The sequence below is a fragment of the Catellatospora tritici genome, from assembly GCF_019083965.1.
Taxonomy (GTDB): Bacteria; Actinomycetota; Actinomycetes; order Mycobacteriales; family Micromonosporaceae; genus Catellatospora; species Catellatospora tritici.
The window spans coordinates 149,966-174,340 of sequence record NZ_JAHRCY010000010.1 but is presented as its reverse complement, the minus strand read 5'-3'; the positions used below and the strand labels follow the sequence as shown (position 1 = coordinate 174,340).

Here is a 24,375-nt window from a genome sequence, read left to right as displayed (position 1 = left end):
GTGGCACCCTCGCTTCCGGACTCCGCATCCGCGGTCACGGCAGTACGTTTGGCTGTCGCAACCTGTTCGGATTGCCGACCCGGGGGTCCACCGTCCGTTTACATTGGCGAATTCCTATCAATGAACCAACACGCCGTCAATACCCGCGTACGGCAGTTCACAAGACCGACACGAACGCCCCGAAAAAGGGCATGAAAAAGGGCTGCCGGTCCTATCACGGCAGCTCAGCAACCATATCGACAATGCGGTATGGGCGATTCACACCGGCGTCTGGCCCTCGTCGGACGAGAGCCGCGCGCCGGTGTTTCCCCTGGCTTCGACGCAAGCGCCCGGGATCGGATGCCCCCGGCTGCGGGCACCCGATCCCGGGCACGACTCACCCGTCGAGCGCGCGCATTCGAATGACCGGTCGGGGAGAGCGGATAATCGTGGCTCGCGCACTTTTTCGGGACGTCCGGCTAAGGCTGGCAGCAGCGTATGGCCGCCGACAGCACCGATCAACAGGCTGGCCTGGCATTCTGGCGTCAACTTCGGCACCTCGCCGGGGTGTCCCGGTGTGACGTGGACCACGCAGGGTTGCCTTTCCTCTACGCAGTGCGACACCGTCGACTCGACAGTTGGCACCTTGCGTACTCCGGGGTCGGTGAAACTCCGAACCGGCGGTCACAGTCCGCGAACCCGCACCTCCACCGAGGGGCGGGCCGATCCGGTGGAACTCCGGAACCGACGGTAAAAGTCCGGATGAGAGGTAGTACGCGGCAGGCGCTGCTGTGCGGCGCGCTGCCCGCGTGCCGCCCGGCTGCCGCCTGTCACCCGGATCTGCAGGCGCGCGACGGCCGCGGGAGCGATCCGGTGTCCCTCCCCCGCCGCGCGCGTTGACGGATCAGCCCGCGTGCGCGCACGCGGGCTCAGGCCGTCATGCCTTCGGTACGACGGCGGGGCACCTCGTCCCGCCCGACGCCAAAGGAGACAGGACATGTCACACGCCGTCCTCGACACCGCCGCCGCGACGCGCGGCGCCGTCGACCGGGCCCTGGAGGTCTTCGCCCGGGGCGGGTTCGTGCTGGTGTTCGACCGCGAGTCCCGCGAGAACGAGGGCGATCTGATGATCGCCGCCGAGCACCTGGACGAGGCCGCCCTGCGGTTCATGCTCGACCACACCGCCGGGGTGATCTGCGTGGCCGTCACGCCGCAGCTCGCCGACCGGCTGAACCTGCACCCCATGGTCGAGCCGAACACCGGCCTGCACGACACCGCGTTCACGGTCTCGGTGGACCTGGCCGCGGGCACCACCACCGGCATCTCGGTCGGTGACCGCACCCTGACCATCCGCGCCCTGGCCGACGCGACCACCCGCCCGCAGGACCTGGCCCGCCCGGGCCACATCTTCCCGATCCGGGCCGTCGAGGGCGGGGTGCTGGCCCGCGACGGGCACACCGAGGCCGGCGTGGACCTGTCGCTGCTGTGCGGCTTGTCCGGGGCGACCGCGATCTGCGAGGTGGTCCGGCCCGACTGGACCATGGCCCGACTGGACGACCTCGTCGCCCTCGCCGAGCGGTTCGACTTACCGATGATCTCCGTCCAGGACCTCATCGACCACCGGGCCCGCCCCGCTGGACCCGGCGGCGCCGGGGCACCTGGAGCGCCGGGGGTACGGCGCTGAGCCCAACCCGCACTTAGCATCGACGGTGGCCTATCTGGAACATTGACACGCCGCAGCCGTCTTCTAGATAGGCCATCGTCGATGAATAGCGGGTGGGCGGGAGCACGGGGCAGGTGCGCACGGGAGCGTATCCACGGGTGCCGGGTCGAGATTCCATCATGGACACCATGCCGACCGTGCCCGTCGACCCCGCCCAGTGGGACCTGGCCCGCCGCGCCCTGACCGAGGCGGTCGAGCGCGTCATCACCCTGGCCGAGGCCCACCCGCCGCAGACCATGGTCACCGCGGACTGGACCATCGCCGACACCATGGCCCACCTGGTCAGTCTGATGCGGCTGGACGACGCCCTGGTGCAGGGCCGCTCTCCGGACGAGCTGATGCCGGGCGCGCTGGCGCTGGTCGACGCGACCAACGTCGACACCGTCGTCGAGGTCAACCGGGCGGTGCTGGCGCACTTCACCGGCCGCGACGTCGCCACGTCGAGCCGGCAGCTGCGCGAGTCGGCGGCGAGCCTGCTCGCGGCGGTCGAGCGGGCCGACCCGGCCGCGCAGGTGAGCTGGCTCGGCGCGTCCCGGCTGTCCATCGCGGGCCTGCTCGCGCACATGGTCAACGAGCTGGTGATCCACGGCTGGGACATCGCGCGGGCGACGCGTACGCCGTGGCCGATGGACCCGTACGCGGCCGGACTGTTCTTCGACCTGTTCATCCTCGGCGTGACCAAGGCCGGGTACGGCGCCCTGCTCGAGCACGGCGCCCCGATCCGCCCCGGCCGGATCGCCGTCGACTTCCGCTCGGACTACACGACCCCGGCGATGCTGGTGCTCACCGACGGATGCGTCACCGCCGAGGACCCGGACCCGCGCGCCGACGTGCGCCTCACCTTCGACCCGCCGACGCTCAACCTGATGCTGTTCGGGCGGGTCAGCAAGCCCCGGGCGGCGCTGACCGGCAAGGTCAGGCTCGGTGGCCGCCGCCCGTGGCTGCTGCCCGCCTTCATGCGCACGATGCACCTGCCGTCCTGATCACGGCGGGTGCGACGGTCACCGTCCGGCGCAGGCAGCTCCCAGCGCGGTCAGGTAGGACCGGGCCCAGGCCTGTATGTCGTGCTCGCGCAGGTGGGCGCGCATCTGCGCCATCGCCTCGTTCGGCTCGGTCGAGTCGGCCTCCAGCGCCGCGATCAGCGTGTCCTTCAGCCCCTCCACGTCGTGCGGATTGACCAGGTACGCCTGCGTCAGCTCCGCGGCCGCCCCGGCGAACTCGCTGAGCAGCAGCGCCCCGCACTCGTCGACGCGGGCGGCGACGTACTCCTTGGCGACGAGGTTCATGCCGTCGCGCAGTGGGGTGACCGCCATGACGTCGGCGGCGCGGTAGAGCGCGGCCAGTTCGGTGCGGTCGAAGACCTGGCTGAGGTAGTGCACGGCGGCCACCCCGAGCCGTCCGAAGTCGCCGTTGATCCGGCCGACCTCACGCTCGACCCGGTCGCGCAGCTGCCGATACTGCTCGACCCGCTCCCGGCTGGGCACGGCGACCTGCACCAGCACGGTCTCGGGCGCTTTGAGCCGCCCGTCGGCCAGCAGCTCCCGGTATGCCTTGAGCCGGTGCTCGATGCCCTTGGTGTAGTCGAGCCGGTCGACGCTGAGGATCACCCGCTGCGGGCTGCCCAGGTCGGCGCGCAGCTTCGCGGCCTGGCGCACCACGTCCTCGCGGCGGGCCAGCGCCTCCATCTCGGCGGTGTCGATCGACACCGGGAATGCCCCGGTGCAGGCGGTGCGCCCGTCGATCTCCACGCCGCGCTCGTTGACGGTCGCGCCCAGCACCTTCGCGGTGAGCTGGTGGAAGTTGTGCACGGCGTGCACGCGCTGGAAGCCGATCAGGTCGGCGCCGAGCATGCCGCGTAGCAGTTCCGCCCGGCGCGGCAGCTGCATGAACAGCTCCGGCGGCGGGAACGGCACGTGCAGGAAGAAGCCGATGCGCAGGTCGGGCCGCTGGGCGCGCAGCATCGCGGGCACCAGCTGCAGGTGGTAGTCCTGCACCCAGACCACCGCGCCGTGGGCGGCGACCCGGGCGGCGGCGTCGGCGTACCGCTGGTTGACTCGCTGATACGCCTCCCACCAGCGGCGATGATGCACCGCCGGCTCGACGGCGTCGTGGTAGAGCGGCCACAGGGTCGAGTTGGCGAACCCCTCGTAGTGGTCCCGGAAGTCCTCCTCGGACAGCTCGACCGGCACCATGTGCACGCCGTCGACGTCCGGCAGTTCCCGGCTGGGGCCGGGCGTGCCGCCCCAGCCGATCCAGGTGGCGGGCTTGTTGCTCAGTACGGGATGCAGCGCTCCGCCCAGCCCGCCGGGGCTGCGGCGCCACTCGAAGACCCCCTCGGAGGCGGCGGCGTCGTTGACGGGAAGGCGGCTGGCGACCACGACTAGCGAGGCGTCCCGCATCGGATGCCCCCCTTTCGGTGCTTTCGCTGATATGAGAAGGTTCGCACGACTGTGTATCAATGACCGAGTCCCGCGAACTTGTATCAACCAAAAGTTACGTGGCAGTTACAGCTAGCACATACTTTCACGCGCGTACACCTTCGTGTAGCAGCCATTGGGACAGTTCGCGCCATACCCGGATGAGGGTGCTGCTACACAGTGGACTTTTTGATTCGCCAGCTCCGATGCTTGTGGCCCGGCGGCAGGGCGTGAGGTCTTCCAGAATACGCCCGGCCGCCGGGAGGTCATACCAGGTGGAGTCAGTTGGGGACTGTCGCGATGGGACGGTGCCAGTCGCGCAGCAGCTCCCGCGGCACCGGCCAGGACGGTGACCAGCGGCTCTCCGGGCCGCCCAGCACCATCAGCCGGGCCTCGGCCAGCACCGGCACGTGCGCGGCATGGTCGTCACCGCCCAGGGTGACCTGCCTCACAGCCACCTCCGGGTGTTCCGCCGCGGTCGCGCGCACGGCGCCGGAGAACGCGTCGGCACTGCCCCGGTCGTGCCACACCCCGCAGGCCAGCACGTCCACGCCGTACGCGGCCGCCTCCTCGAACGCGAAGGACAGGGCCGAGCCGGGCACCTGCGACCCGGCCGCGGCCACCACCACGGGTCCCTGACTCGATCCGGCCGCGTCGGACGGCACGGCGGAGTTGGCCGACAGCACCGGGCGGCCCGCCTTGCGGGCCAGCCGCACCCCGGCGGCGCGCCGCGAGGGCAGCGCCGACTGCTTGGCGGCCCCGCCCACCACCAGCATCGCGGCCGACGGGGCAGCCCCGGCCAGCGCCTGCGGCAGCGAGCTCTGCGTGCCGCGCAGCCGCACCTCGACCTGCGGGAACCGCTGTTGTACGGCCTCGGCCGCCGCGTGCGCGGCCTGCTCGTCGTCGTTGGCCGAGCGCCAGAACGACGCCGGGTAGGGCGCCATCGAGGTGGGATGGGTCCAGGCCATCGGGTCGCGCCGGTAGAGCAGGCACAGCGGCAGGCTGCGCGCCGCGGCCTCGGCGGCCGCCAGCTCCAGCGCCGAACGCCCCGCGCGGCTGTCGTCGTAGCCCACCAGTACCGGTGGTGTGGTCAGTGCGTTGTTCGTCATCGTGATACCCCCGAATCCGGCACGGTCGTGGGCCGGTGCAACCAGGCCACGACCGCGTCGACGACGTCAGTCTCGAAATTCTCGGCCAGCTCGCGCGCGATCTCGTCCTCATCGCGGGCCAATGCTTGGTTGACCCGCTCGACGTACGCGGCGCGCAGCCGCGCCAGTGCGGGCGTCATCGCCCGGTCCAGCTCCGACTCAGACAACTGTGTGTAGTCATCCATGAGCCCAGCGTGAACACCCGACGTTACTCCCGGATTACCGGCAGCGCAGGGCCCGGATAACGACCGTCACACCTGAACCGGCCGCCCACAGGCGGCCCGGCATGATCAGCGGCCCAGATCGCCGGAACGGTAGTGGCGACGGCACAGCACCTGGTAACGCACCTCGGCCGGATCGGCCGCGGCCGTGTCCCCGATCACCACCTGCGCGCCCTCGCGCGCCACCACGCCGTCGACGATGCGCGCGTTGAGCAGGCCCTCGCGGCCGCACCAGCACAGCACCTCGACCTGCAGCCGGTGCACCTCGTCGGCCAGCTCGAACAGTCGCTGCGCGGCCGGGAACAGCTGCGAGCGGAAGTCGGAGGCCAGGCCGAAGGCGTACACGTCGACGTCGTACCCGTCGACCAGGTCGGCCAGCTGCTCGATCTGCGCGACGGTGTAGAAGCAGGCCTCGTCGCAGATCAGGTAGTCGATGCGGGCGCCGGTGGACCACTCCTTGCGCACCAGGTCGACCAGGTCGAGTTCGTCGGTCACCTCGACGGCGGTGTGCGCGAGCCCGATCCGGGTGGTGACCTGCGGCCCCATCGACCGGTCGTTGCGCGTCAGCACCAGGCCCCGGCGGCCCTGACGGCCGTGATTGTGGTCCATCTGCAGGGCCAGCGTCGACTTGCCGCAGTCCATCGGGCCCCAGAAGAACTTCAGGGCGGCGCCGTGGCGCAGCCGACCGTCACCGGCGGCGTTGCACTGCGGGGCGGGGACTGGCGCGTCGGCAGAGGTCACGGTGGGGCAGCCTAACGGCTGGCCCACCGTGACCGGGAATCCATGAATGCAGACGCAGCACTACAGGCGTGTCGGAGGTACGTTGCCCGCCTGCTCGATGGCCCGGCGCATGGGCACCTTGAGCAGCAGCACGAACCCGAGCGCGAAGAACAGGATCAGCGAGAAGATCGCGACGCGGTAGCTGCCGGTGATGTCGTACGCGGCGCCGAACACCAGCGGGCCGAGCCAGCTGGTGCCCTTGTCGGAGATCTCGTAGAAGCCGAAGTACTCGCCTTCCTTGCCCTTCGGGATGAGCTGGCTGAACAGTGACCGGCTCAGCGCCTGGCTGCCGCCGAGCACGATGCCGATCGCCCCGCCCAGCGCGATGAACGGCACCGCCTGCCCCGCGGGCAGGAAGTAGGCGGCGGTCACGATCAGCGTCCAGCCGACCAGGCTGCCCAGCACCGTCTTCCACGCGCCGAACCGCTTGGCCAGCCGGCCCAGCAGCATCGCGCCGCCGAACGCCAGGAACTGCACCATCAGGATCGTGGGCATCAGCGTCGCGTTGTCGAAGCCGAGTTCCTCGGAGCCATAGGTGCCCGCCATGGCGATGACGGTCTGGATGCCGTCGTTGTAGATCAGGAACGCGACCAGGAAGAACAGCGTCAGCGGGTACGCCCGCATGCCCCGCAGCGTGTGCCCAAGCTGCCGGAACCCGTCCACCACCACGTGACCGCGCGCCACGCCCTCCAGTACCGGCCGGTTGCGCAGCCACAGCAGCGGGAAGGTGGTGAACAGCGCCCACCACACGCCCGCCGACACCAGGCACCAGCGGGCGATGTCGGCCTCGTTGTCCTTGCCGCCGATCAGCACCACGACCACGTTGAGCAGGAGCAGCAGGCCGCCGCCGAGGTAGCCGAAGGCCCAGCCGCGGCTGGACACCCCGTCGCGGTCCTCCTCGCTGGAGATCTGCGGCAGGAACGAGTTGTAGACGACCACGCTGGCGCCGAAGGCCAGGTTCGCGATCAGGAACAGCGCGGCGCCCAGCTGGTAGCGGCCGCCCGTGAGGAAGACCAGCCCGCAGGTCGCGCCCGCGCCGATGTAGGCGAACGCGGCCAGCCACACCTTCTTGCGCGCGGCCCGGTCGGCGATGGCGCCGACCACCGGCAGCAGCAGGACCTGCAGGAACACCGACAGCGAGGTGGTGTACGCGAACAGCGACCCGGCCTTGAACGACAACCCCAGCAGGTGCACGTCGCCCGCGGCGTCCGCGCCGTGCTTGGCGATCCCGCCCAGGTACGGCCCGAGGAAGGCGGTCACCACGGTGGTGGAGAAGGCGGAGTTGGCCCAGTCGTAGAAGTACCAGCCGACGCGCTCGCGCTTGGTGCTCTCGCCGTAGCCCGCGGTGTCGGCTTCGGCGGTCGGGGTCTCGGGCGGGGGTGCGCTGAGATCAGCGGTCATGGGTGGTCCTTCCAAAGGCCACGGTCTACGAAAACTTCCCGTAACACGTCGATGCGATCGGTCATGATGCCATCCACACCGAGATCAAGTAACCCGGCCATCTCGGCAGGATCGTCGATCGTCCAGACGTGCACCTGAAGTCCCAGGCGGTGGGCGTACGCCACGAACCTGCGGTCGACCACCCGGACCCGGCCGAACCGCACCGGGACCTGTGCCGCGACCACCGACGGCGGCAGCCTCAGCCGACCGCCGTAGCGGGAGGCCAGCCACAGCCGGGCCGTCTCCTTCTGCGCCAGCGACGTCGCGTACGCCGGACCGGCCAGTTCCCGCAGCCGCCGCAGCCGCGCATCGGAGAAGGAGGCCAGCAGCACCTGGTCCGGGGTGGCCCGCTCGTGCACCACCGTCACCGTCGGCTCGACCGCGCGGTCGTCCTTCACGTCGATGTTGAACCGGACCTCCGGCCAGGCGTCGAGCACCTCGTCCAGCCGGGGCACCGCCGCCGCCCCGCCGACCCGCACCGAGGCCAGGTCCTGCCAGCTCACGTCCGCCACCGCGAGCGGCTCACCCGCGACGCGGCGCAGGTCCGGGTCGTGCAGCACCACCGCGACCCCGTCCCGGGTGGCGTGCACGTCGGTCTCCACGTAGCGGTATCCGGCGGCCACCGACCGGGCGAACGCGTCGGCGGTGTTCTCGTCACCCTCGGCGGCACCACCCCGATGGGCGAATGCCAACGGCGGCTGCGCGAGGTACGGATGCAGAGGGCGCGGCGTCTCCATCCGCGGAAGTGTGCCACCACCGAATGGGTCCCGGTTGCCCCCACACGGACCGCTCGCCAACAGTGGGCGACATCGGTGAGAATGTCCGCACCACTGCGTCGAAACAAGTCGATCCATGTCGGGTGCAACATCGGGAAGGGGTGCACGGTGGCTGATGACGACCCTGCGGACTGGTTCCGTCAGCTCTCGCCCGTACAGCGCGCACTGCTCGATCGGCTCGCCGACGGGGCGACGATAGCGGCGGCCGCGTCGGCGGAGTACCTGTCGCTGCGTACCGCCAACCGCCGCATCGCCGACCTGCGTCAGGGGTTGGGCATCGGCACCACCCGCGAACTGGTCGCGGCGTACCGCGCCCGCAGGGGAGAGTGACCTAGCGCCGCCGGGAGCGCTGCGTCGAGCTCGGCCGGGTCGGGTCGGTGAAGCGGGGCTGGTCGGGCTCGTCGGCGCGCAGCGGGGCGAGCTCGGCGGTGATCGCGTCGACGATGCGGTCGGCGATGCGCTGCGCCGCGCCCACCCGGCCCGGGTCGATGTCCGACAGGTCCACCGGCTTGCCGACGTGCACCCGCACCACCGGGCGGCGGCGCAGGTTGCGCCAGATCACCGGCCACATGCCGGTGGGCGCGTCGTAGGGCAGCACCTCGTGCGAGCCCCAGATCGCCATCGGGATCACCGGCGCCTTGGTGGCCAGCACCAGGCGACCCACGCCGGTGCGGGCGCGCTCGGGCCACAGGTGCGGGTCCAGGCCGATGCGGCCCTCCGGGTACAGCATCACCATCGAGCCCTCCGCCAGCGCGGTGACGCTGTCGGAGACGGCGTTGACCGCCGTCGCCTCGCCCCGGTCGGCCCGGATGTGGCCCTGCCAGCGCATCAGCGGCCCGATCACCGGGTGCTTGAACAGGCCCGCGTTGGCCATTACCCGAGGGTGTATCCGCAACCGCCGGAAGGTCGCGGCCATCGCGATCGGGTCGAACGGGCTGAGGTGGTTGCTCGCCAGGATGAGGGCGCTGTGGCGAGCTTCACGGGGCAGGTCGCCGGTGACCTGCAGGCGCGCCAGCAGGCGGGTGACACCCGTCGCGAGCAGCAGCGCGAAGCGCAGCAGTGGCGGCGGTGACCAGGCGGAGGGAGGCGTCACGGACGCACATCCTGCCATGAGGTGACCTAAGTCCCATACCACGACCAGGCCGGATGCGTAGCCTGACCGGAAGAGGATCAAAAGACGCACGGCGGGAGTTGCGCGGCATGGACGCGACAGACCTGGCGCGGTGGCAGTTCGGGATCACCACCGTTTACCACTTTCTCTTCGTACCCATCACCATCGGCATGGCGTTCCTGGTGGCGGCCTTCCAGACGGCCTGGGTGCGGACGGGCAACGAGAAGTGGCTCAAGCTCACCAAGTTCTACGGGAAGCTGTTCCTGATCAACTTCGCGATGGGTGTGGTCACCGGCATCGTGCAGGAGTTCCAGTTCGGCATGAACTGGAGCGAGTACTCCCGCTTCGTCGGCGACATCTTCGGCGCGCCGCTGGCGATGGAGGCGCTGCTGGCCTTCTTCCTGGAGTCGACCTTCCTTGGCCTGTGGATCTTCGGGTGGGACAAGCTGCCGAAGAAGATCCACCTGGCCTGTATCTGGATCGTGGCCTGGGGCACCGTGCTCAGCGCGGCGTTCATCCTGGTCGCCAACTCGTGGATGCAGCACCCGGTCGGCTTCAGGATCAACGCCGAGCGGGGACGGGCCGAGCTGACCGACTTCTGGGCCGTGCTCACGAACAAGGTCGCCCTGATCACCATCCCGCACACCATCGCCGGGGCCTTCCTCACCGCGGGCGGCCTGGTCGCCGCGGTCGCGGTGTGGCACCTGGTCCGGCGGCCGGGCCGCGACACCGCGGCCTACCGCAGCGCCGCCAAGGTGGGCGCCTGGACGACGCTGGTCGCGATGGTGGCACTGGCCCTCACCGGCGACGTCCAAGGCAAGATCATGACCGAGGTGCAGCCGATGAAGATGGCCGCCGCCGAGGCCCTCTACACCACCGAACAGCCCGCGCCGTTCTCCCTGTTCACCATCGGCACCCTCGACGGCAGCCGCCCGGTGTACGCCCTCGAACTGCCCGACCTGCTCTCCTTCCTGGCCACCGGCACCTTCGACGGCAAGGTCCAGGGCATCAACGACCTGCAGGCCGAGTACGAGGCCAAATACGGCCCCGGCGACTACAAGCCCAACATCCCGGTCACCTACTGGACCTTCCGTCTCATGATCGGCTTCGGCGCGCTGGCCTCCCTGATCGCGCTGTGGGTCCTGTGGGCCACCCGCAAGGGCCGCGCCCCCGACGCGAACACCCGCGGCGGGAAACTGCTGCTGGCCGGGGCGCTCGCCCTGCCGCTGCTGCCGCTGCTGGCCAACTCCACCGGCTGGATCTTCACCGAGATGGGCCGCCAACCCTGGATCGTCTTCGGCCAGATGAAGACCGCCGTCGCCGCCTCCCCGTCGGTCAGCTCCGGTGACGTGATCACCTCGATGGCCGTGTTCACCCTGCTCTACGGCGCCCTGGCCGTGGTCGAGGTCGGCCTGCTGCTCAAGTACGCCAAGGCAGGCGTGCCCGACGTGTCCCCGCCGCCCGCGGTCGAGTCCGACGAGGACCGCCCGCTCGCCTTCGCGTACTAGGAGCGCGCCGCCATGCATCTGCACACCCTGTGGTTCCTGCTCATCGCGGTCCTGTTCACCGGGTACTTCGTACTCGAGGGCTTCGACTTCGGCGTCGGCATGCTGCTGCCCGTGCTCGGCCGCGACGAACGCGAGCGCCGCGTCGTCATCAACACCATCGGGCCGGTCTGGGACGGCAACGAGGTCTGGGTCCTCACCGCGGGCGGGGCCATGTTCGCCGCCTTCCCCGAGTGGTACGCCACCCTGTTCTCCGGCTTCTACCTGCCCCTGCTGCTGATCCTGCTCGCGCTGATCCTGCGCGGGGTGGCGTTCGAATACCGCGGCAAGCGCGACGACGTGCTCTGGAGGCGGCGCTTCGACTGGTGCATCGTGTTCGGCTCGGTGGTGCCCGCGTTCCTGTGGGGCGTCGCGTTCGCCAACATCGTGCGCGGCGTGCCGCTGGACGCCGACCACCAGTACACGGGCAGCCTGTTCACGCTACTCAACCCGTACGCGCTGCTGGGCGGGCTGACCACGCTGCTGCTGTTCCTCACCCACGGCGCGATCTTCATCGCGCTCAAGACCGTCGGCGACATCCGCCAGCGTGCGAACGCCCTGGCCGAGCGGGTCGGCATCGCCGCCGCACTGGTGGCCGTCGTGTTCCTGGTCTGGACCATGGCCCGCCACTCGACCCCGCTGTCGGTCACGCTCGCCGTGCTCGCCGCGCTCTGCCTGGTCGGCGGGCTGGTCGCCAACCGGCTGCCGTCGCGCACCGACCCGCAGGGGCGGCGCGAGGGGTGGGCGTTCACCGGCACCGCGGCGGCGATCGCGTTCGCGGTGGCGGCGCTGTTCGCCACGCTCTACCCGGATGTGCTGCCGTCCACGGTCGACCCGGCCACCAACAGCCTGACCGTGGCCAACGCGTCGTCCACGCCGTACACCCTGAAGATCATGACCTGGGTGGCGCTGGTGTTCACCCCGATCGTGCTGCTCTACCAGGGCTGGACGTACTGGGTCTTCCGCAAGCGCATCGGCACCCACCACATCCCCGCCGAACCGGCCCCCACCCCGGCGGCCACCACCACAGCGACCTGACCATCCCAAGATCACAACCGCGAGTTGCCTGGCAATCGGCCGTATCTTGGGGCCACTTTCCCACGATTGCCCGGCAACTCGCGGCCGATCTTGACGCTCGGGGCGGGGCGGGGCGGGGCGGGCCGCTGGGCGCGGGTGGGTGCCGTTCGTCGATGGATGGGCGCCGCTCGGCGCGCGGGCACACCGTTGCCGTGGGAGCGCTCCTAGACTCCGGGGCGGGAGTCACCGCCCGCGCCGGGACGCGGGTGCGATCCGAACTGCCGAGGGCACACCCCGTGGGGCTGGCACCGGGTGACGGCAGAACCCTGTGCTGTCATTCGCCAAGGAGCGAGAGCCCCATGAAACTTCGCAGAGCCATGCACGCGCTGTGGCTGGCGGTCGTCCCCGTGGTCGCCGCTGCCATTCTCAGCGTCGCCACCCCGGCCCAGGCGGCCACCCTCACCGAGGTGACCAACTTCGGCACCAACCCCGGCAACCTGCGGATGTACCTGTACGTCCCCAACAACGTCGCCACCCGCCCCGGCCTGCTGGTGGCCAACCACTACTGCACCGGCAACGGCCCGGCGTTCTACAGCGGCACCCAGTTCGCCCAGCTCGCCGACCAGTACGGCTTCATCGTGATCTACCCGTCGGTCACCGCCAGCGACGCCTGCTTCGACGTGGCCTCCACGGCCACGCTCACCCACAACGGCGGCGGCGACTCGCTCAGCATCGTGTCGATGGTCAAGTACGTGCAGCAGAACTACAACTCCGACCCCAACCGCACGTACGCCACCGGCGTCTCCTCCGGCGCGATGATGACCAACGTGCTGCTGGGCGCCTACCCGGACGTGTTCAAGGCGGGCTCGGCGTTCGCGGGCGTGCCGTTCGGCTGCTTCGCCGGACCGACCAAGTGGAACAGCCAGTGCGCGCAGGGGCAGCTCACGAAGACCGCCGCCCAGTGGGGTGACCTGGTTCGCAACGCGTACCCCGGTTACACCGGGTCGCGGCCGCGCATGCAGCTGTGGCACGGCACCAATGACGAGACGCTGAACTACGTCAACTTCGGCGAAGCGATCAAGCAGTGGACCAATGTCAACGGTCTCAGCCAGACGCCGACCTCCACCGACACCCCGGCGTCGGGCCAGACCCGCACCCGGTACGCCAACAGCTCCGGCCAGGTGCTGGTGGAGGCGTACAGCCTGGCGAACACCTCGCACAACCTGCCGGTCAACGCGGCCTCGGCGGTCGCGTTCTTCGGCCTGAACACCACGTCCAGCCCGTCGCCGTCGGTCTCGCCGTCGCGTTCGGCCTCGCCGAGCCCGTCGGCGTCCGCGTCGTCCTCGCCGAGCCCGTCGCCGAGCGGCAACCCGAACCCGGGCGGCTGCACCGCCGTGTTCAGCGCCACCAGCGTGTGGCAGACCGGGTTCGTCGGCAACGTGCACGTCACCGCGGGCACCGGCGGGATCAGGGGCTGGCGGGTCACGCTGACGCTGCCCTCGGGCGCCTCGGTGGTCAACTCGTGGAACGGCGTGTTCGCGGGCACGTCCGGCACGATCCAGGTGACGAACATGCCGTACAACGGCCAGCTCGGGGCCGGTGCCGCCACCGACTTCGGGTTCCAGGCCAACGGCACCTCGCCGACCGCCACGGTCAGCTGCACCGCGCTCTGACCCTCGTCTGAAACGGGTCCGGCCCGGACACCGCGCGGTGTCCGGGCCGGTTCGCCTCGTCTCAGCCCAGCTCGGCTCTCAGCCCAGCTCGGCGAGCTTGGCCTCAAGCTCGGCCAGCTCCGCGCGCAGCTTCTCGGCGTGCGCCTGCGCCTCGGCCCGCTCGCTGGCCAGGATCTGCTCCACGGCCTCCTGCACACCCGGCACGTCCAGCATCGACACCATCTTCAGCGCCTCCTGCGCCTTGATGACGTATGGCTTGGCCAGTGCCTTGGTGCCCTGCACCGCCCCGACCGTCCACTCCCCCTCGGTGTAGGCGAGGGTGACGGTGAGCCCGGCCGGCGGCTTGACCTTCGGACCCTTGCCGGCGGCGGCACGACGCGGCGCGGGGGCTGCGGCGGTGGCCTCTGCTTCGGACACCTCGGGACTCTGGGACACGGGACGCTCCTGACGTACGGGCTTCTGACGGATGACCATGAACTCCGGCTCGGGCGCGGCGGGCTCCTCGACCACCGGCTCGGGCGCGGGCTTCTTCCCGGTCGCGCCCTTGGGCGGGATGGTCAGATCGCTCGGCGCGAAGGGCAGCACGTCGCTGCCGAACTTCACCATGATCCACTCATCGTGGACCGCCGGATCGTCCAGCTGCACCACCTGCCCGAGCTGACCCGCGATCTGACCCGCGGCCTCGGTGAACATGACTCGGGGACGCTTGCCGGCGGCCAGTGTCTCCTCGATCTGGGTCAATTCCTGAGTCGACAATCCCGCCATAACCGCGCCCCACACCTCTGCCTACGCCTCGCCGAACACATGTTTGATACGCACGTTCTACCAGAGCCGACCGACAAGGTGAGCACCGACACCCTGCCACCAGGCGTACCTGCCTGCTGTAATGGCGCCATGGCGATCACTCTTGTCACCGGAGGCGGCCGGGGCATCGGCGCCGCGACCTGCCTGCGCCTCGCCGCCGCCGGTCACGACGTGGCGGTGGGCTACCAGCACGACGAGCGGGCCGCCGCCCGGGTGGTCAGCGAGATCGAGGCCACCGGGCGACGCGCGCTCGCGGTGCGCGCCGACATCGCAGATGGTACGCAGGTGCGCGCGATGTTCGACCGGGTGGAGGCCGAACTCGGCACACTCACCGGTCTGGTCAACAACGCCGGGGTCGCCAGCACCATCGGCCCACTCACCGACCTGTCCGAAGCGGACCTGCGCCGCGTCGTCGACGTCAACGTCGTCGGCTACATCCTGTGCGCCCAGCAGGCGGCCCGGCGCATGGGCCGCGGCGGCGCGATCGTCAACGTCTCCAGCGTCGCCGCGACCCTGGGCAGCCCCGGCGAGTATGTGCACTACGCCGCGGCCAAGGCCGCCGTCGAGGCGCTGACCGTCGGCCTGTCCAAGGAACTCGGCCCGGCCGGGATCAGGGTGAACACGGTCTCCCCCGGCGTGATCCACACGGAGTTCCACGCGGGCAGCGGCGAACCGGGCCGCGCCGACCGGGTGGGCCCGGCCGCGCCGCTGGGCCGCGGCGGCCAGCCCGACGAGGTTGCCGCCGCCATCGCCTGGCTGCTCGGCGACGAGGCGTCCTACGTCACCGGCGCCACCCTCAAGGTCTCCGGCGGCCGCTGACCGCCCCCGCCCCAAGACCGTTCATGTTGCCGGGCAATCGTGGGAATGAGTGCCCAAGATACGCCCGATTGCCCGGCAACTTGCGCGATCTTGAGGGGTCGGCCGGGCGGTGGGGCGGGGGCGGTGGGTGGGGGCGGTGGGGTGGGTCAGCGGGGGAGGATTACGCGGATGGAGAGGCCGCCGCCGGGGCGCGGGGTCGCGACGGCGTCGCCGCGGTGGGCCTGGGCGACCGCGCGGACGATGGACAGGCCCAGGCCGCTGCCACGGGCCGAGCCGGTGCGGTCGGTGAGGCGGCGGAACGGCTCGAACAGGGCCGGGATCTCGTACGACGAGATCACCGCGCCCGTGTTGGCCACCACGATCTCGGCGTGGTGCGGCTTGGCCTGGGTGTGCACCCAGACCGCTCCGTCGGGCACGTTGTAGCGCACTGCGTTGTCGACCAGGTTGCGGATCAGCTGCTCCAGCAGGATCGGGTCGCCGACGACGGGCGCGGCCGCCAGCTGCGAGCTGACCTGCAACCGCAGTTCGGTCGCGCGGGTGGCGGTGGCCTCGACGGCGACCGTGGCCAGCTCGGCCAGGTCGACGCCGCGCCGCTCGGTGACCGCGTCCTCGGCGCGGGCCAGGGTCAGCAGCGAGTCGATCAGGCGCTCGTGGCGCAGGTTGACCGCGAGGAGGTTCTCCCCGAGTTGCTGCACCTGCGCGGGGCTGTCCGGGCGGGCCATCGCGACCTCGACCAGGGTGCGGTTGAGAGCGAGCGGGGTCTTCAGCTCGTGCGCGGCGTTGGCGATGAACCGGCCCTGCCCGGCGAACGCCTCGTCGAGCCGGTCGAGCATGCTGTCGAACGAGTCGGCCAGGCTCTTGACCTCGCTGGGCGGGGCGTCGAGGGCGATGCGCCGGTGCAGGGTGCGCCCGGCGATCCGGTGCGCGGTCGCGGTGATCATGTTGAGCGGTTTGAGCAGCGTCCCGGCGATGAACCAGCCCGCGGCGGTGGTGAGCACCCACACCGCGAGCACCGTCAGCCCGCCCTTGAACAGCAGGTTGCGCTGCATCGAGTCCATGATCGCCTGCTTGGAGGCGAGCAGCGAGGCCTGGTCGTCGTACCCGTAGCCCAGATACTTGCCGGAGAAGGCGATGTTGAGGCTGTAGTCCATGCTGTTACGGACCAGGATCAGCGCGCCCGCCAACACGGCGCTGCCCGCGAGCAGGAACATCAGCCCGAAGACCAGGGTCAGCCGGACCCGGAGGCTGCCGCGGCCGTTCACTTGACGCGGTATCCGACGGCGGTGACCGTCTCGATCAGCTGCGGGTCGCCGAGCTTGCGGCGCAGCCCGCTGATGGTGACCCGGACGATGGTGGTGAACGGGTCCATGTTCTCGTCCCAGACCTTCTCCAGCAGCGTCTCGGCGGAGACCACGGCGCCCTCGGCCCGCAGCAGCTCCTCCAGCACCGCGAACTCCTTGCGGGACAGGTTGACGTAGCGGCCGTCGCGGTAGGTCTCGCGGTGGTGCGGGTCCAGGCGCAGCCCGGCACGCTCCAGCACCGGCGGCACGGCCGGGCGGGCCCGGCGGCCCAGCGCCCGCACCCGGGCCACCAGCTCGGCGAAGGCGAACGGCTTGGGCAGGTAGTCGTCGGCGCCCAGGGACAGTCCGGCGACCCGGTCGGCGACGGTGACCGAGACGGTGAGCATCAGCACCCGTACCCCCGAGCCGGAGGCGACCGCCTGGCGGCAGACCTCGTCGCCGTGCACCAGCGGGAGGTCGCGGTCCAGGACCATCACGTCGTAGTCGTTGACGGCCAGCTTCTCCAGCGCGGCGGCGCCGTCGTGGGCGACGTCGACCGCGAAGGCCTCCTGCCGCAGCCCCTCGGCCACGGCCTCGGCCATCAGCTCCTCGTCCTCCACCACCAGCACTCGCACGCGAGCAAGTATGCCCATGCGGTGTTAGCAGGGCGTTAGTGAATTCGCTCTCGATGCCCTCACAGCCGCTGCGGTGGACTTCCCGGCGTGACTCACGATCTGGCCCAGGCGGAGGTGGACCTCACCGCGGTGGCGCACAACGTCGGTGTGATCGCGGCGCACACCTCGGCCGCGGTGATGGCCGTGGTGAAGGCCGACGCGTTCGGGCACGGCATGCTGCCAGTGGCGCGGGCAGCCCTGGCCGCGGGCGCGACCTGGCTCGGGGTGGCGACCGCGGGCGAGGCGCTGGCGCTGCGCGCGGCGGGGGTACGGGCGCCGGTGCTGAGCTGGCTGCACTCGCCGCGGACCGACTTCGCCGAGCTCATCGCCGCCGACGTGGACGTGTCGGTCCCGTCGGTGCCGCACCTCGACGCGGTCGCGACCGCCGCCCACCACGTCGGCCGTCCCGCCCAGGTGCACCTGAAGATCGACACGGGGATGGCTCGCAACGGCGCCGATCCCGCCGAGTGGCCGCAGCTGGTCACCCGCGCGGCGACGCTGGAGCGGGCCGGTCTGGTCAGGGTGCACGGCATCTGGTCCCACCTGTACGAGGCCGACCGCCCCGGCAGCCCTGGCACCACCGCCCAGCAGGATGCGTTCGCCTCGGCGCTGATCCGCGCGATGGCCGCCGGGCTGCGCCCGCCGCTGCGGCACCTGGCCAACTCCGCCGCCGTGTTCAGCTCCCCCAGCACCCACTACGACCTGGTCCGCACCGGCCTGGCCCTGTACGGCGTGGAGCCCGTCCCCGGCCGCGAGCACGGCCTGCGCCCGGCCCTGACGCTGACGACCGAGGTCGCGACCGTCCGTCGGGTACCGGCCGGGACCGGGGTCTCCTACCACCACGCGTACAAGACGTCCCGGCCCACCACGTTGGCGCTGCTGCCGCTGGGGTTCGGCGACGGCCTGCCCCGGGTGACCGCGGGCCGGGCCGAGGTGCTGCTCGGCGGCCGCCGGTGCCGGATCGTCGGGCGGATCTGCATGGACCAGTGCGTGGTCGACGCCGGGGACCTGCCGGTGGCCGCGGGCGACCCGGTGACCGTGTTCGGCCCCGGCGAGCTGGGCGAGCCCACCGTCGCCGACTGGGCGGGCTGGGCGGGCACCAACCCGCACGAGATCCTCACCGGCCTCGGCGCCCGGATCGCGCGCCACCACCGCAGCCACGACCGCACACGACAACTAACGGGGAGGCACTGAACATGAGCACCATCCGGCTGGCCGTCATCTACGGCGGCCGCAGCGGCGAGCACGACGTGTCGTGCAAGTCGGCGGCCGCGATCCTGGCCCACCTGGACCGCGTCGCGTACGACGTGACGGAGCTGCGCATCGACCGCGACGGCTGGTGGCACGTCGACGGAGTGCGCGGCGGGCTCGGCGACGCGATGCGGGCCCTGCGCGGCGTGGACGTGGCGTTCCCGGCGCTGCACGGGCCGTACGGCGAGGACGGGACGATCCAGTCGCTGCTGGAGCTGGTCGGGGTGCCGTACGTCGGCAACGGGGTGTTCGCCAGCGCGGCCGGGATGGACAAGGAGTTCACCAAGAAGCTGCTGGCCGCCGACGGGCTGCGGGTCGCCGAGGGGCTGGTGCTGCGGCCGGGCGTCGACGACGTGGACCCGATCGACCGGGTGGCGCTGGGGCTGCCGGTGTTCGTCAAGCCCGCCCGCGCCGGGTCGAGCCTCGGCGTGACCCGGGTGGACACCTGGGAACAGCTGCCCGAAGCGCTGGCCACGGCCCGCCGCAGCGACACGAAAGTGCTGGTGGAGCGGGCCTGCCCGGGTCGCGAGATCGACGTCGCGGTGCTGCAGCACCCGGACGGGACGGTGCAGGCCGGGCCGCCGCTGGAGATCCGGGTCGCCGACGGGCACGGTTTCTTCGACTACGACGCCAAGTACACCGCCGGGCAGGTGGTGTTCGACATCCCGGCGCGGCTCGACCCGGCGGTCACGGCGCTGCTGCAGCGGCGGGCACTGCAGGTCTTCGCCGCGCTGGAGTGCCGGGGGCTGCTGCGGGTCGACTTCTTCGTGCCCGACGCGGCCACCGACCCGCTGGGCGGCGAGCCGATCGTCAACGAGGTCAACACGTTCCCGGGCTTCACGGCGGCGTCGCAGTACCCGCGCATGTGGCAGGCGGCGGGACTGCCGCTGACCAAGCTGCTGGACGTGATGATCGCCACCGCCCGTACCGCGCCCGCGCTGTCCGCGCCGACTATCCTGGCGAGGTGATCAAGGCAGTCGTGTTCGACGTCGGCGAGACGCTCATCGACGAGACCCGCATCTGGAGCCGCTGGGCCGACCGCCTGGGCGTGCCCCGGTTCGCGCTGCTCGGCCTGATCGGCGCGATGGCCGCCACGGACCGGCCGTTCAGCGAGGCGTTCGCGCTGGTCCGCCCCGGACTCGACCTCGACGCCGAGATGGCCGCCTGGGCCGTCGAGGAGGCCGACAGCCTGCGCGAGAACTTCGACGAGGTCGACCTGTACCCCGACGTCAAGCCCGCCTTCGCCGAGCTGCGCCGCCGCGGCCTGGCCGTGATCGTCGCGGGCAACCAGCCGCCGCAGGCGAAGGCGGCGCTGGAGCGGATGGAGCTGGCCGCCGACGCGATCCACACCTCCGCCGAGTGGGGGCTGGAGAAACCGCACCCGGACTTCTTCGCCAAGGTCGCCGAGGTGGCGCGGGCCGCGCCGGAGCAGATCGCGTACGTCGGCGACCGGGTCGACAACGACGTGCGCCCCGCCAGCCGCGCCGGGATGAAGCCGGTGCTGATCCGGCGGGGCCCGTGGGGCTACCTCGCCTCGGCGCACCCCGACACGGCGCGCCTGGCCACCGTGGTCGACCGCCTGACCGAGCTGCCCGACCTGCTCGCCCCGGCCGGGTGATCCCCCGAAGAGGGGTATCTCGGCGTTCGGACCCGGGCGGGCACCGCCGCCTCTAGCGTGAAGGTGATCGCCGGAGGAGGAACGATGGCCAAGAACAACCAGTCCCAGCGGCACGCGCGGCCGTGGCCGCCGCATGACGCCGAGACCGAGACCGACGAGCAGGCCGCGCACGCCGACCACGACCATGGGCCGCAGGACCAGCACGGCTGGGCGGGCGAGCAGGCTCAGCAGCGTTCGCGTGAACGCTCCATGGCCGCCCGTACGAAGGCCAGCCGGACCCAGATCTCCGCAGGGCAGGCCAACATCATGCGGCTGAAGAAGGGCAACCAGCCCCGGGGCGGGCGGTAGTCGCACCATCACAGACCGTCCACCCGAGCGCGAAGCTGCTGCTAACGTTGATCGGGTGGACGGGTGTAGTACCAGGCCGGGCCTGAGCCCGGCTTTCACGTACCCCGCACCTCGGGGTGAGCCGCGATGAGTTCCCACTGGCCACAGATCGCGCTGGTCATGGTGCTGATCACGTTGAACGCCCTGTTCTCCGGCAGCGAGATGGCACTCGTGTCGCTGCGCGAGGGGCAGTTGCGCCGCCTGGACCGCGAGAGCGGCGCCGGGCCGGTCGCCGCCCGCCTGGCCCGCGACCCGAACCGCTTCCTGGCCACGATCCAGATCGGGATCACCCTGGCCGGGTTCCTGGCCTCGGCCACCGCCGCGGTCGCGCTGGCCGACGTGCTCACACCGTCCCTGGCCTTCCTCGGCGCGGCCGCCCGGCCGGTCGCCGTGATCGCGGTGACCCTGATGCTGACCTTCCTGACCCTGGTGCTGGGGGAACTCGCACCCAAGCGCATCGCCATGCAGCACGCCGAGACGTGGGCCAGGCTGGCCGCCCGCCCACTGGACCTGCTGGCGCGGGTGTCGCGTCCGTTCGTGTGGGTGCTCAGTGTCGCCACCGACCTGTGCGTACGCGTCCTGGGCGGCGACCCGAAGGCGCATCGCGACGAGATCACCCCGGCCGAGGTCCGCGACCTGGTCAGCAGCCACCGCGGCTTCACCGCCGAGCAGCGGCTCATCATCAGCGGCGCCGTCGAGATCACCGAGCGGATCCTGCGCGAGGTGCTGATCCCCCGCCGGGCCGTGTTCACCCTCGACGCCGCCTGCGCGGTCGACACCGCCCGCAAGGAGCTCGCCGACTCCGGCTACTCCCGTGCGCCGGTGGTCCGGCGCGACCTCGACGACACCGTCGGCGTGGTGCACCTGCGCGATCTCATCGGCCCCGACAGCGGGCCGGTCGCCGCCGTGGCCCGGCCCGCGCTGCTGCTGCCGGACTCGCTGCACGCCGCCGACGCGCTGCGCCGCTTTCGCACCGAGCACCAGCAGTTCGCCCTGGTCGTGGACGAGCACGGCTCGGTCGGCGGGATCGTCACGCTGGAGGACCTGCTGGAGGAGGTCGTCGGCGAACTGTACGACGAGACCGACCGCGACGTGGCCGCCGTCCAGCAGAGCGACGACGGCTCGCTGCAACTGCCCGGCACGTTTCCGGTGCACGACCTGCCCGACATCGGCGTCGACCTGCAGGAGCGCCCGCACGGCGACTACATCACCGTGGCCGGGCTGGTCATCGCGATGCTGGGGCACCTGCCGACCCGCCCCGGCGAGATCGTGCACCTGGACGGCTGGACCGCCGAGGTCACCGGCGTGGATCATCACGCCATCACCGGCGTACGGCTGCGCCCCTGCGGCGGCCCCAGCGGCGACGCCCTCTGCCCGCCCCGCCCCCGCGCGGGCTGACCGGCACGCGGCTGGCGGCTGGGCGCGGCAGAACCAGACAAATCGCACTTAACGCGATACTGGCTGCCATACCCACAGGGGAGGCGCCCATGCTGCCGCCGGAGATCGAGCTGCCCGAGCGGGCTCAGGCCGCGACGTTGGTCGCCTCCGCGCGCAGCCGGGTCTGGCGGGTGCGCCTTCACGACGGGCGGCAATGGGCGGTCAAGTACGCCGTCGGCCAGACCCGGCACCTACCCGCCCGGGAGGCCGGGGTGCTGGCCCAGGTGGGCCATCCCGGCTACCTGTGCGCGCACGGCGACACCGAGCACGGCGCCTGGATCGCGCTGCAATGGCTCGACGCCCCGACCCTGTATCGCCGCTGGCAGGGCGTACGCGGCGGCGACAGCCCGGCCGAGCGGCGTACCGCCGCAGTGGCCACCTGGTCGGCGGCGGTCGCGCTGGCCGATCTGCACGACCTCGGCTGGCGCCACGCCGGGCTGCACCCCGAGCACGTGCTGGTGCCCGCTCGCGGCACCGCCCGCCTGCTCGACTACGCCCACGCCCAGCACCCCGACCTCGCCCCGGCGACGCCCTGGCGGGGCGGCCCGCCCCAGCTGACCGCCCCGGAGACCGCCCGAGAACTGCTGGACACCGGCGCGGACCACCACGTGGAGCTGGCTGCCCCGGCCGAGGTGTACGCCTTCGGCGCCCTGCTCTACGCCGCCTGGACCGGCCGCCGGCCGTACCCGGGTGGCACCAACGGACGCGGTGACGACGCCCGTGACACCTGGACGTCCATCGCCACCGGCACCGCCCACCGCCCCGTCCCCGACACCTGGCCCGCGATGGCCACGCTCCTCACCGCCGCGCTCGCTGCCAACCCCGCCGACCGGCCCACCTTCCGCCAGCTCGCCGCCGCCCTCACCGTCCACGACCCCGCCTGAGCGGCAAGGAGGAGCACCGGCTCACACGTGTGGGGTTGTGCGCACAACCCCACACGTGTGAGCCGCCAGCGGTAACCATCGCGATCCGTGGCCGAAGGCCCGCGTCCAGGCTGATGCACCCGGTCACCGGAAGAGAGCGGCGGAATCGGTACGGACTCTGGCAGGATCTGGCGATGCCCGCCGCCCGACCAAGCGCCGACCACCTCCTCGACGACGACGCCCTGGAACGTTCCGATGTGGTCGCCAACTGCGCGATGAACCGCGAGCGCGGCCTCGACGGCGTCAACAGCTACGCCAAGGACCTCGGCTTGCAGCCGCTCGACCTGCTGCGGTCCCGGATCGCCGACCAGGGTCACGCGGCCTGGCTGGATCTGTGCTGCGGCGCGGGGCGTGCCCTGGCGCAGGCAGCGACCCTCCTTCGCGCCCCGGACGACTCCGCCCCGAACGGCTCCGTCTCGAACGGCTCCGCCCCGAACGGCTCCGTCCCGAACGGCTCCGTCTCGATCGGCTCCGCCCCGATCGGCGCGAACGGCGGCGGCGCAGCCGGACCGCAGGTCACGCTGACAGGTGTCGACCTGGTCGACTGGTTCGACCCGGCGGTGCGCACATCATCCGACCTCGACTTACACGTCGCCTCGGTGGCGACCTGGCAGCCGAACCACGCATACGACCTGATCACCTGCGCGCACGGGCTGCACTACGTCGGCGACAAGCTGGGCGTGCTGGCGCGGGCGCTGACCTGGCTGTCCCCGGGCGGCACACTGGCGGTGCACCTGGACCTGGCGAGCATCCGGCTGACCGACGGCACCGACCTCGGCCGGACGCTGCGGCGGCTGCTGCGCGAGAGCCACGTCGACTACGACGCCCGGCGCCGCATCGTCACCTGCGTCGGGCCTCGCGAACTGGACCTGCCGTTCGCGTACGCGGGCGCCGACGACCGGGCCGGGCCCAACTACACCGGCCAGCCTGCCGTCGACTCGTACTACCGGCCACTGCGTACCGGCCGCCCGAGCCCACCGCCGCCGCCCCCACCCCGCGACGCGATCACCGTAGACGACGGGGGCGTCTCGGTATGGCGCGGCGGCCAGCTGTTCCCGGTGCCGTGGGACGAGCTGATGAGCGTGACCGTGTCCCGGTTCGCCCACGCCGAGGCCGACATCGACGAGGTCGAGCTGACCGTCGATCTCACCTGGGGCGAGTTCGCGACGGTGTCCGCCGACACGCACGGCTTCACCGAGGCGATCGAGGCGCTTTCGGTGCTGGGCGGCAGACCCCTGCCGGACCTGGCCGCGCTGCGGCCCGAGGACGGCCACGTCGTCCTGTGGCAGCGGCCCTCGGACACCTGAGCAGTGCGGACGTCTGCGACACGCCGATACGCGGAACACTTTCGCG

General features: G+C 71.5%; 24 protein-coding genes and 1 riboswitch. Of the genes, 14 read left to right on the top strand and 10 right to left on the bottom strand.

The genetic code is table 11. The annotated features are described in order from the left end of the window. The first annotated feature begins 625 nt into the window (after positions 1–625). Positions 626–759, top strand: a riboswitch (FMN riboswitch). Positions 760–976: 217 nt separating this feature from the next. After that, positions 977–1,663, top strand: coding sequence for a 3,4-dihydroxy-2-butanone-4-phosphate synthase (gene ribB / locus KUA19_RS23380; protein ID WP_217398950.1), 687 nt, complete (start codon positions 977–979; stop codon positions 1,661–1,663). A 167-nt stretch (positions 1,664–1,830) separates the two neighbouring features. Then, a complete protein-coding gene (locus KUA19_RS23375) occupies positions 1,831–2,685 on the top strand; it encodes a maleylpyruvate isomerase N-terminal domain-containing protein (protein ID WP_217398948.1) in 855 nt (284 codons plus the stop codon). An 18-nt stretch (positions 2,686–2,703) separates the two neighbouring features. Here the strand turns inward: KUA19_RS23375 and KUA19_RS23370 are convergent, their stop codons facing one another. The 6 genes from KUA19_RS23370 to KUA19_RS23345 form a co-directional block, all read right to left on the bottom strand. After that, positions 2,704–4,101 (bottom strand): alpha,alpha-trehalose-phosphate synthase (UDP-forming), encoded by a 1,398-nt coding sequence (locus KUA19_RS23370; RefSeq protein WP_217398946.1) that lies wholly within the window; start codon positions 4,099–4,101, stop codon positions 2,704–2,706. A 299-nt stretch (positions 4,102–4,400) separates the two neighbouring features. Beyond that, a complete protein-coding gene (locus KUA19_RS23365; protein ID WP_217398944.1) occupies positions 4,401–5,228 on the bottom strand; it encodes a universal stress protein in 828 nt (275 codons plus the stop codon). Then, positions 5,225–5,452, bottom strand: a complete 228-nt coding sequence (locus tag KUA19_RS23360; protein ID WP_217398942.1) for a hypothetical protein — start codon at positions 5,450–5,452, stop codon at positions 5,225–5,227. The genes KUA19_RS23365 and KUA19_RS23360 overlap by 4 nt, the downstream gene beginning before the upstream one ends. 105 nt (positions 5,453–5,557) lie before the next feature. Then, positions 5,558–6,229 carry a thymidine kinase gene (locus KUA19_RS23355; RefSeq protein WP_308167595.1) on the bottom strand — a complete coding sequence of 224 codons (672 nt, stop codon included), beginning with the start codon at positions 6,227–6,229 and terminating at the stop codon, positions 5,558–5,560. A 60-nt stretch (positions 6,230–6,289) separates the two neighbouring features. Then, a complete protein-coding gene (locus KUA19_RS23350; protein WP_217398940.1) occupies positions 6,290–7,669 on the bottom strand; it encodes an MFS transporter in 1,380 nt (459 codons plus the stop codon). Beyond that, entirely contained in the window at positions 7,666–8,445 is a 780-nt protein-coding gene (locus tag KUA19_RS23345) for a glycerophosphodiester phosphodiesterase family protein (RefSeq protein WP_217398938.1), read from the bottom strand. The genes KUA19_RS23350 and KUA19_RS23345 overlap by 4 nt, the downstream gene beginning before the upstream one ends. Before the next feature lie 147 nt (positions 8,446–8,592). On the opposite strand from KUA19_RS23345, the gene KUA19_RS23340 reads away from it, so the two are divergent. Beyond that, positions 8,593–8,814 carry a hypothetical protein gene (locus tag KUA19_RS23340; protein ID WP_254549956.1) on the top strand — a complete coding sequence of 74 codons (222 nt, stop codon included), beginning with the start codon at positions 8,593–8,595 and terminating at the stop codon, positions 8,812–8,814. A 1-nt stretch (position 8,815) separates the two neighbouring features. Here the strand turns inward: KUA19_RS23340 and KUA19_RS23335 are convergent, their stop codons facing one another. Further along, positions 8,816–9,595 (bottom strand): lysophospholipid acyltransferase family protein, encoded by a 780-nt coding sequence (locus KUA19_RS23335; protein ID WP_217398936.1) that lies wholly within the window; start codon positions 9,593–9,595, stop codon positions 8,816–8,818. Between the two features lie 89 nt (positions 9,596–9,684). Between KUA19_RS23335 and KUA19_RS23330 the strand changes: the two genes are divergently transcribed. From KUA19_RS23330 to KUA19_RS23320, 3 genes are all read left to right on the top strand, one after another. Beyond that, on the top strand, positions 9,685–11,103 hold the full coding sequence (locus KUA19_RS23330; protein WP_217398934.1) for a cytochrome ubiquinol oxidase subunit I: 1,419 nt from the start codon (positions 9,685–9,687) through the stop codon (positions 11,101–11,103). A gap of 12 nt (positions 11,104–11,115) precedes the next feature. Beyond that, a complete protein-coding gene (cydB, locus tag KUA19_RS23325; protein WP_217398932.1) occupies positions 11,116–12,177 on the top strand; it encodes a cytochrome d ubiquinol oxidase subunit II in 1,062 nt (353 codons plus the stop codon). A gap of 338 nt (positions 12,178–12,515) precedes the next feature. Continuing rightward, positions 12,516–13,829 carry an extracellular catalytic domain type 1 short-chain-length polyhydroxyalkanoate depolymerase gene (locus KUA19_RS23320; RefSeq protein ID WP_217398930.1) on the top strand — a complete coding sequence of 438 codons (1,314 nt, stop codon included), beginning with the start codon at positions 12,516–12,518 and terminating at the stop codon, positions 13,827–13,829. A 78-nt stretch (positions 13,830–13,907) separates the two neighbouring features. Here KUA19_RS23320 and KUA19_RS23315 read toward each other — a convergent pair whose 3' ends face one another. After that, entirely contained in the window at positions 13,908–14,594 is a 687-nt protein-coding gene (locus KUA19_RS23315; protein WP_217398928.1) for a hypothetical protein, read from the bottom strand. Positions 14,595–14,723: 129 nt separating this feature from the next. On the opposite strand from KUA19_RS23315, the gene KUA19_RS23310 reads away from it, so the two are divergent. Further along, a complete protein-coding gene (locus tag KUA19_RS23310; protein WP_217398926.1) occupies positions 14,724–15,452 on the top strand; it encodes an SDR family oxidoreductase in 729 nt (242 codons plus the stop codon). Positions 15,453–15,598: 146 nt separating this feature from the next. On the opposite strand, the gene KUA19_RS23305 is transcribed toward KUA19_RS23310, so the two are convergent. Together KUA19_RS23305 and KUA19_RS23300 are read right to left on the bottom strand one after the other, a co-directional pair. Then, positions 15,599–16,714: a sensor histidine kinase gene (locus tag KUA19_RS23305; protein ID WP_308167593.1), complete on the bottom strand. Its 1,116-nt coding sequence runs from the start codon at positions 16,712–16,714 to the stop codon at positions 15,599–15,601. Next, entirely contained in the window at positions 16,711–17,367 is a 657-nt protein-coding gene (locus KUA19_RS23300) for a response regulator transcription factor (protein WP_217398924.1), read from the bottom strand. Before KUA19_RS23300 ends, KUA19_RS23305 begins: the two co-directional genes overlap by 4 nt. A gap of 87 nt (positions 17,368–17,454) precedes the next feature. Here KUA19_RS23300 and alr point away from each other — a divergent pair, with 87 nt between their 5' ends. From alr to KUA19_RS23265, 7 genes are all read left to right on the top strand, one after another. Continuing rightward, positions 17,455–18,600: an alanine racemase gene (gene alr / locus KUA19_RS23295; RefSeq protein ID WP_308167592.1), complete on the top strand. Its 1,146-nt coding sequence runs from the start codon at positions 17,455–17,457 to the stop codon at positions 18,598–18,600. Between the two features lie 2 nt (positions 18,601–18,602). Next, complete coding sequence (locus KUA19_RS23290; RefSeq protein ID WP_217398922.1) at positions 18,603–19,625, top strand: D-alanine--D-alanine ligase family protein; 1,023 nt, start codon at positions 18,603–18,605, stop codon at positions 19,623–19,625. Then, entirely contained in the window at positions 19,622–20,275 is a 654-nt protein-coding gene (locus tag KUA19_RS23285) for an HAD family hydrolase (RefSeq protein ID WP_217398920.1), read from the top strand. The genes KUA19_RS23290 and KUA19_RS23285 overlap by 4 nt, the downstream gene beginning before the upstream one ends. Before the next feature lie 84 nt (positions 20,276–20,359). Further along, positions 20,360–20,623: a hypothetical protein gene (locus KUA19_RS23280; RefSeq protein ID WP_217398918.1), complete on the top strand. Its 264-nt coding sequence runs from the start codon at positions 20,360–20,362 to the stop codon at positions 20,621–20,623. 126 nt (positions 20,624–20,749) lie between these two features. Beyond that, positions 20,750–22,060 (top strand): hemolysin family protein, encoded by a 1,311-nt coding sequence (locus tag KUA19_RS23275; RefSeq protein ID WP_217398916.1) that lies wholly within the window; start codon positions 20,750–20,752, stop codon positions 22,058–22,060. 89 nt (positions 22,061–22,149) lie between these two features. Beyond that, complete coding sequence (locus tag KUA19_RS23270) at positions 22,150–22,983, top strand: protein kinase domain-containing protein (RefSeq protein ID WP_217398914.1); 834 nt, start codon at positions 22,150–22,152, stop codon at positions 22,981–22,983. A 173-nt stretch (positions 22,984–23,156) separates the two neighbouring features. Continuing rightward, positions 23,157–24,329 (top strand): class I SAM-dependent methyltransferase, encoded by a 1,173-nt coding sequence (locus tag KUA19_RS23265; protein WP_217398912.1) that lies wholly within the window; start codon positions 23,157–23,159, stop codon positions 24,327–24,329. Positions 24,330–24,375: the final 46 nt, after the last annotated feature.

Coding starts and splice junctions, on each gene's coding strand:
- KUA19_RS23370 (WP_217398946.1), bottom strand. CDS start 4,101: ATGCGGGACGCCTCGCTAGTCGTGGTCGCCAGCCGCCTTCCCGTCAAC.
- KUA19_RS23335 (WP_217398936.1), bottom strand. CDS start 9,595: ATGGCAGGATGTGCGTCCGTGACGCCTCCCTCCGCCTGGTCACCGCCG.
- KUA19_RS23375 (WP_217398948.1), top strand. CDS start 1,831: ATGCCGACCGTGCCCGTCGACCCCGCCCAGTGGGACCTGGCCCGCCGC.
- KUA19_RS23275 (WP_217398916.1), top strand. CDS start 20,750: ATGAGTTCCCACTGGCCACAGATCGCGCTGGTCATGGTGCTGATCACG.
- KUA19_RS23265 (WP_217398912.1), top strand. CDS start 23,157: ATGCCCGCCGCCCGACCAAGCGCCGACCACCTCCTCGACGACGACGCC.
- KUA19_RS23280 (WP_217398918.1), top strand. CDS start 20,360: ATGGCCAAGAACAACCAGTCCCAGCGGCACGCGCGGCCGTGGCCGCCG.
- KUA19_RS23345 (WP_217398938.1), bottom strand. CDS start 8,445: ATGGAGACGCCGCGCCCTCTGCATCCGTACCTCGCGCAGCCGCCGTTG.
- KUA19_RS23290 (WP_217398922.1), top strand. CDS start 18,603: ATGAGCACCATCCGGCTGGCCGTCATCTACGGCGGCCGCAGCGGCGAG.
- KUA19_RS23330 (WP_217398934.1), top strand. CDS start 9,685: ATGGACGCGACAGACCTGGCGCGGTGGCAGTTCGGGATCACCACCGTT.
- cydB (WP_217398932.1), top strand. CDS start 11,116: ATGCATCTGCACACCCTGTGGTTCCTGCTCATCGCGGTCCTGTTCACC.
- KUA19_RS23365 (WP_217398944.1), bottom strand. CDS start 5,228: ATGACGAACAACGCACTGACCACACCACCGGTACTGGTGGGCTACGAC.
- ribB (WP_217398950.1), top strand. CDS start 977: ATGTCACACGCCGTCCTCGACACCGCCGCCGCGACGCGCGGCGCCGTC.
- KUA19_RS23320 (WP_217398930.1), top strand. CDS start 12,516: ATGAAACTTCGCAGAGCCATGCACGCGCTGTGGCTGGCGGTCGTCCCC.
- KUA19_RS23360 (WP_217398942.1), bottom strand. CDS start 5,452: ATGGATGACTACACACAGTTGTCTGAGTCGGAGCTGGACCGGGCGATG.
- KUA19_RS23270 (WP_217398914.1), top strand. CDS start 22,150: ATGCTGCCGCCGGAGATCGAGCTGCCCGAGCGGGCTCAGGCCGCGACG.
- KUA19_RS23315 (WP_217398928.1), bottom strand. CDS start 14,594: ATGGCGGGATTGTCGACTCAGGAATTGACCCAGATCGAGGAGACACTG.
- KUA19_RS23350 (WP_217398940.1), bottom strand. CDS start 7,669: ATGACCGCTGATCTCAGCGCACCCCCGCCCGAGACCCCGACCGCCGAA.
- KUA19_RS23310 (WP_217398926.1), top strand. CDS start 14,724: ATGGCGATCACTCTTGTCACCGGAGGCGGCCGGGGCATCGGCGCCGCG.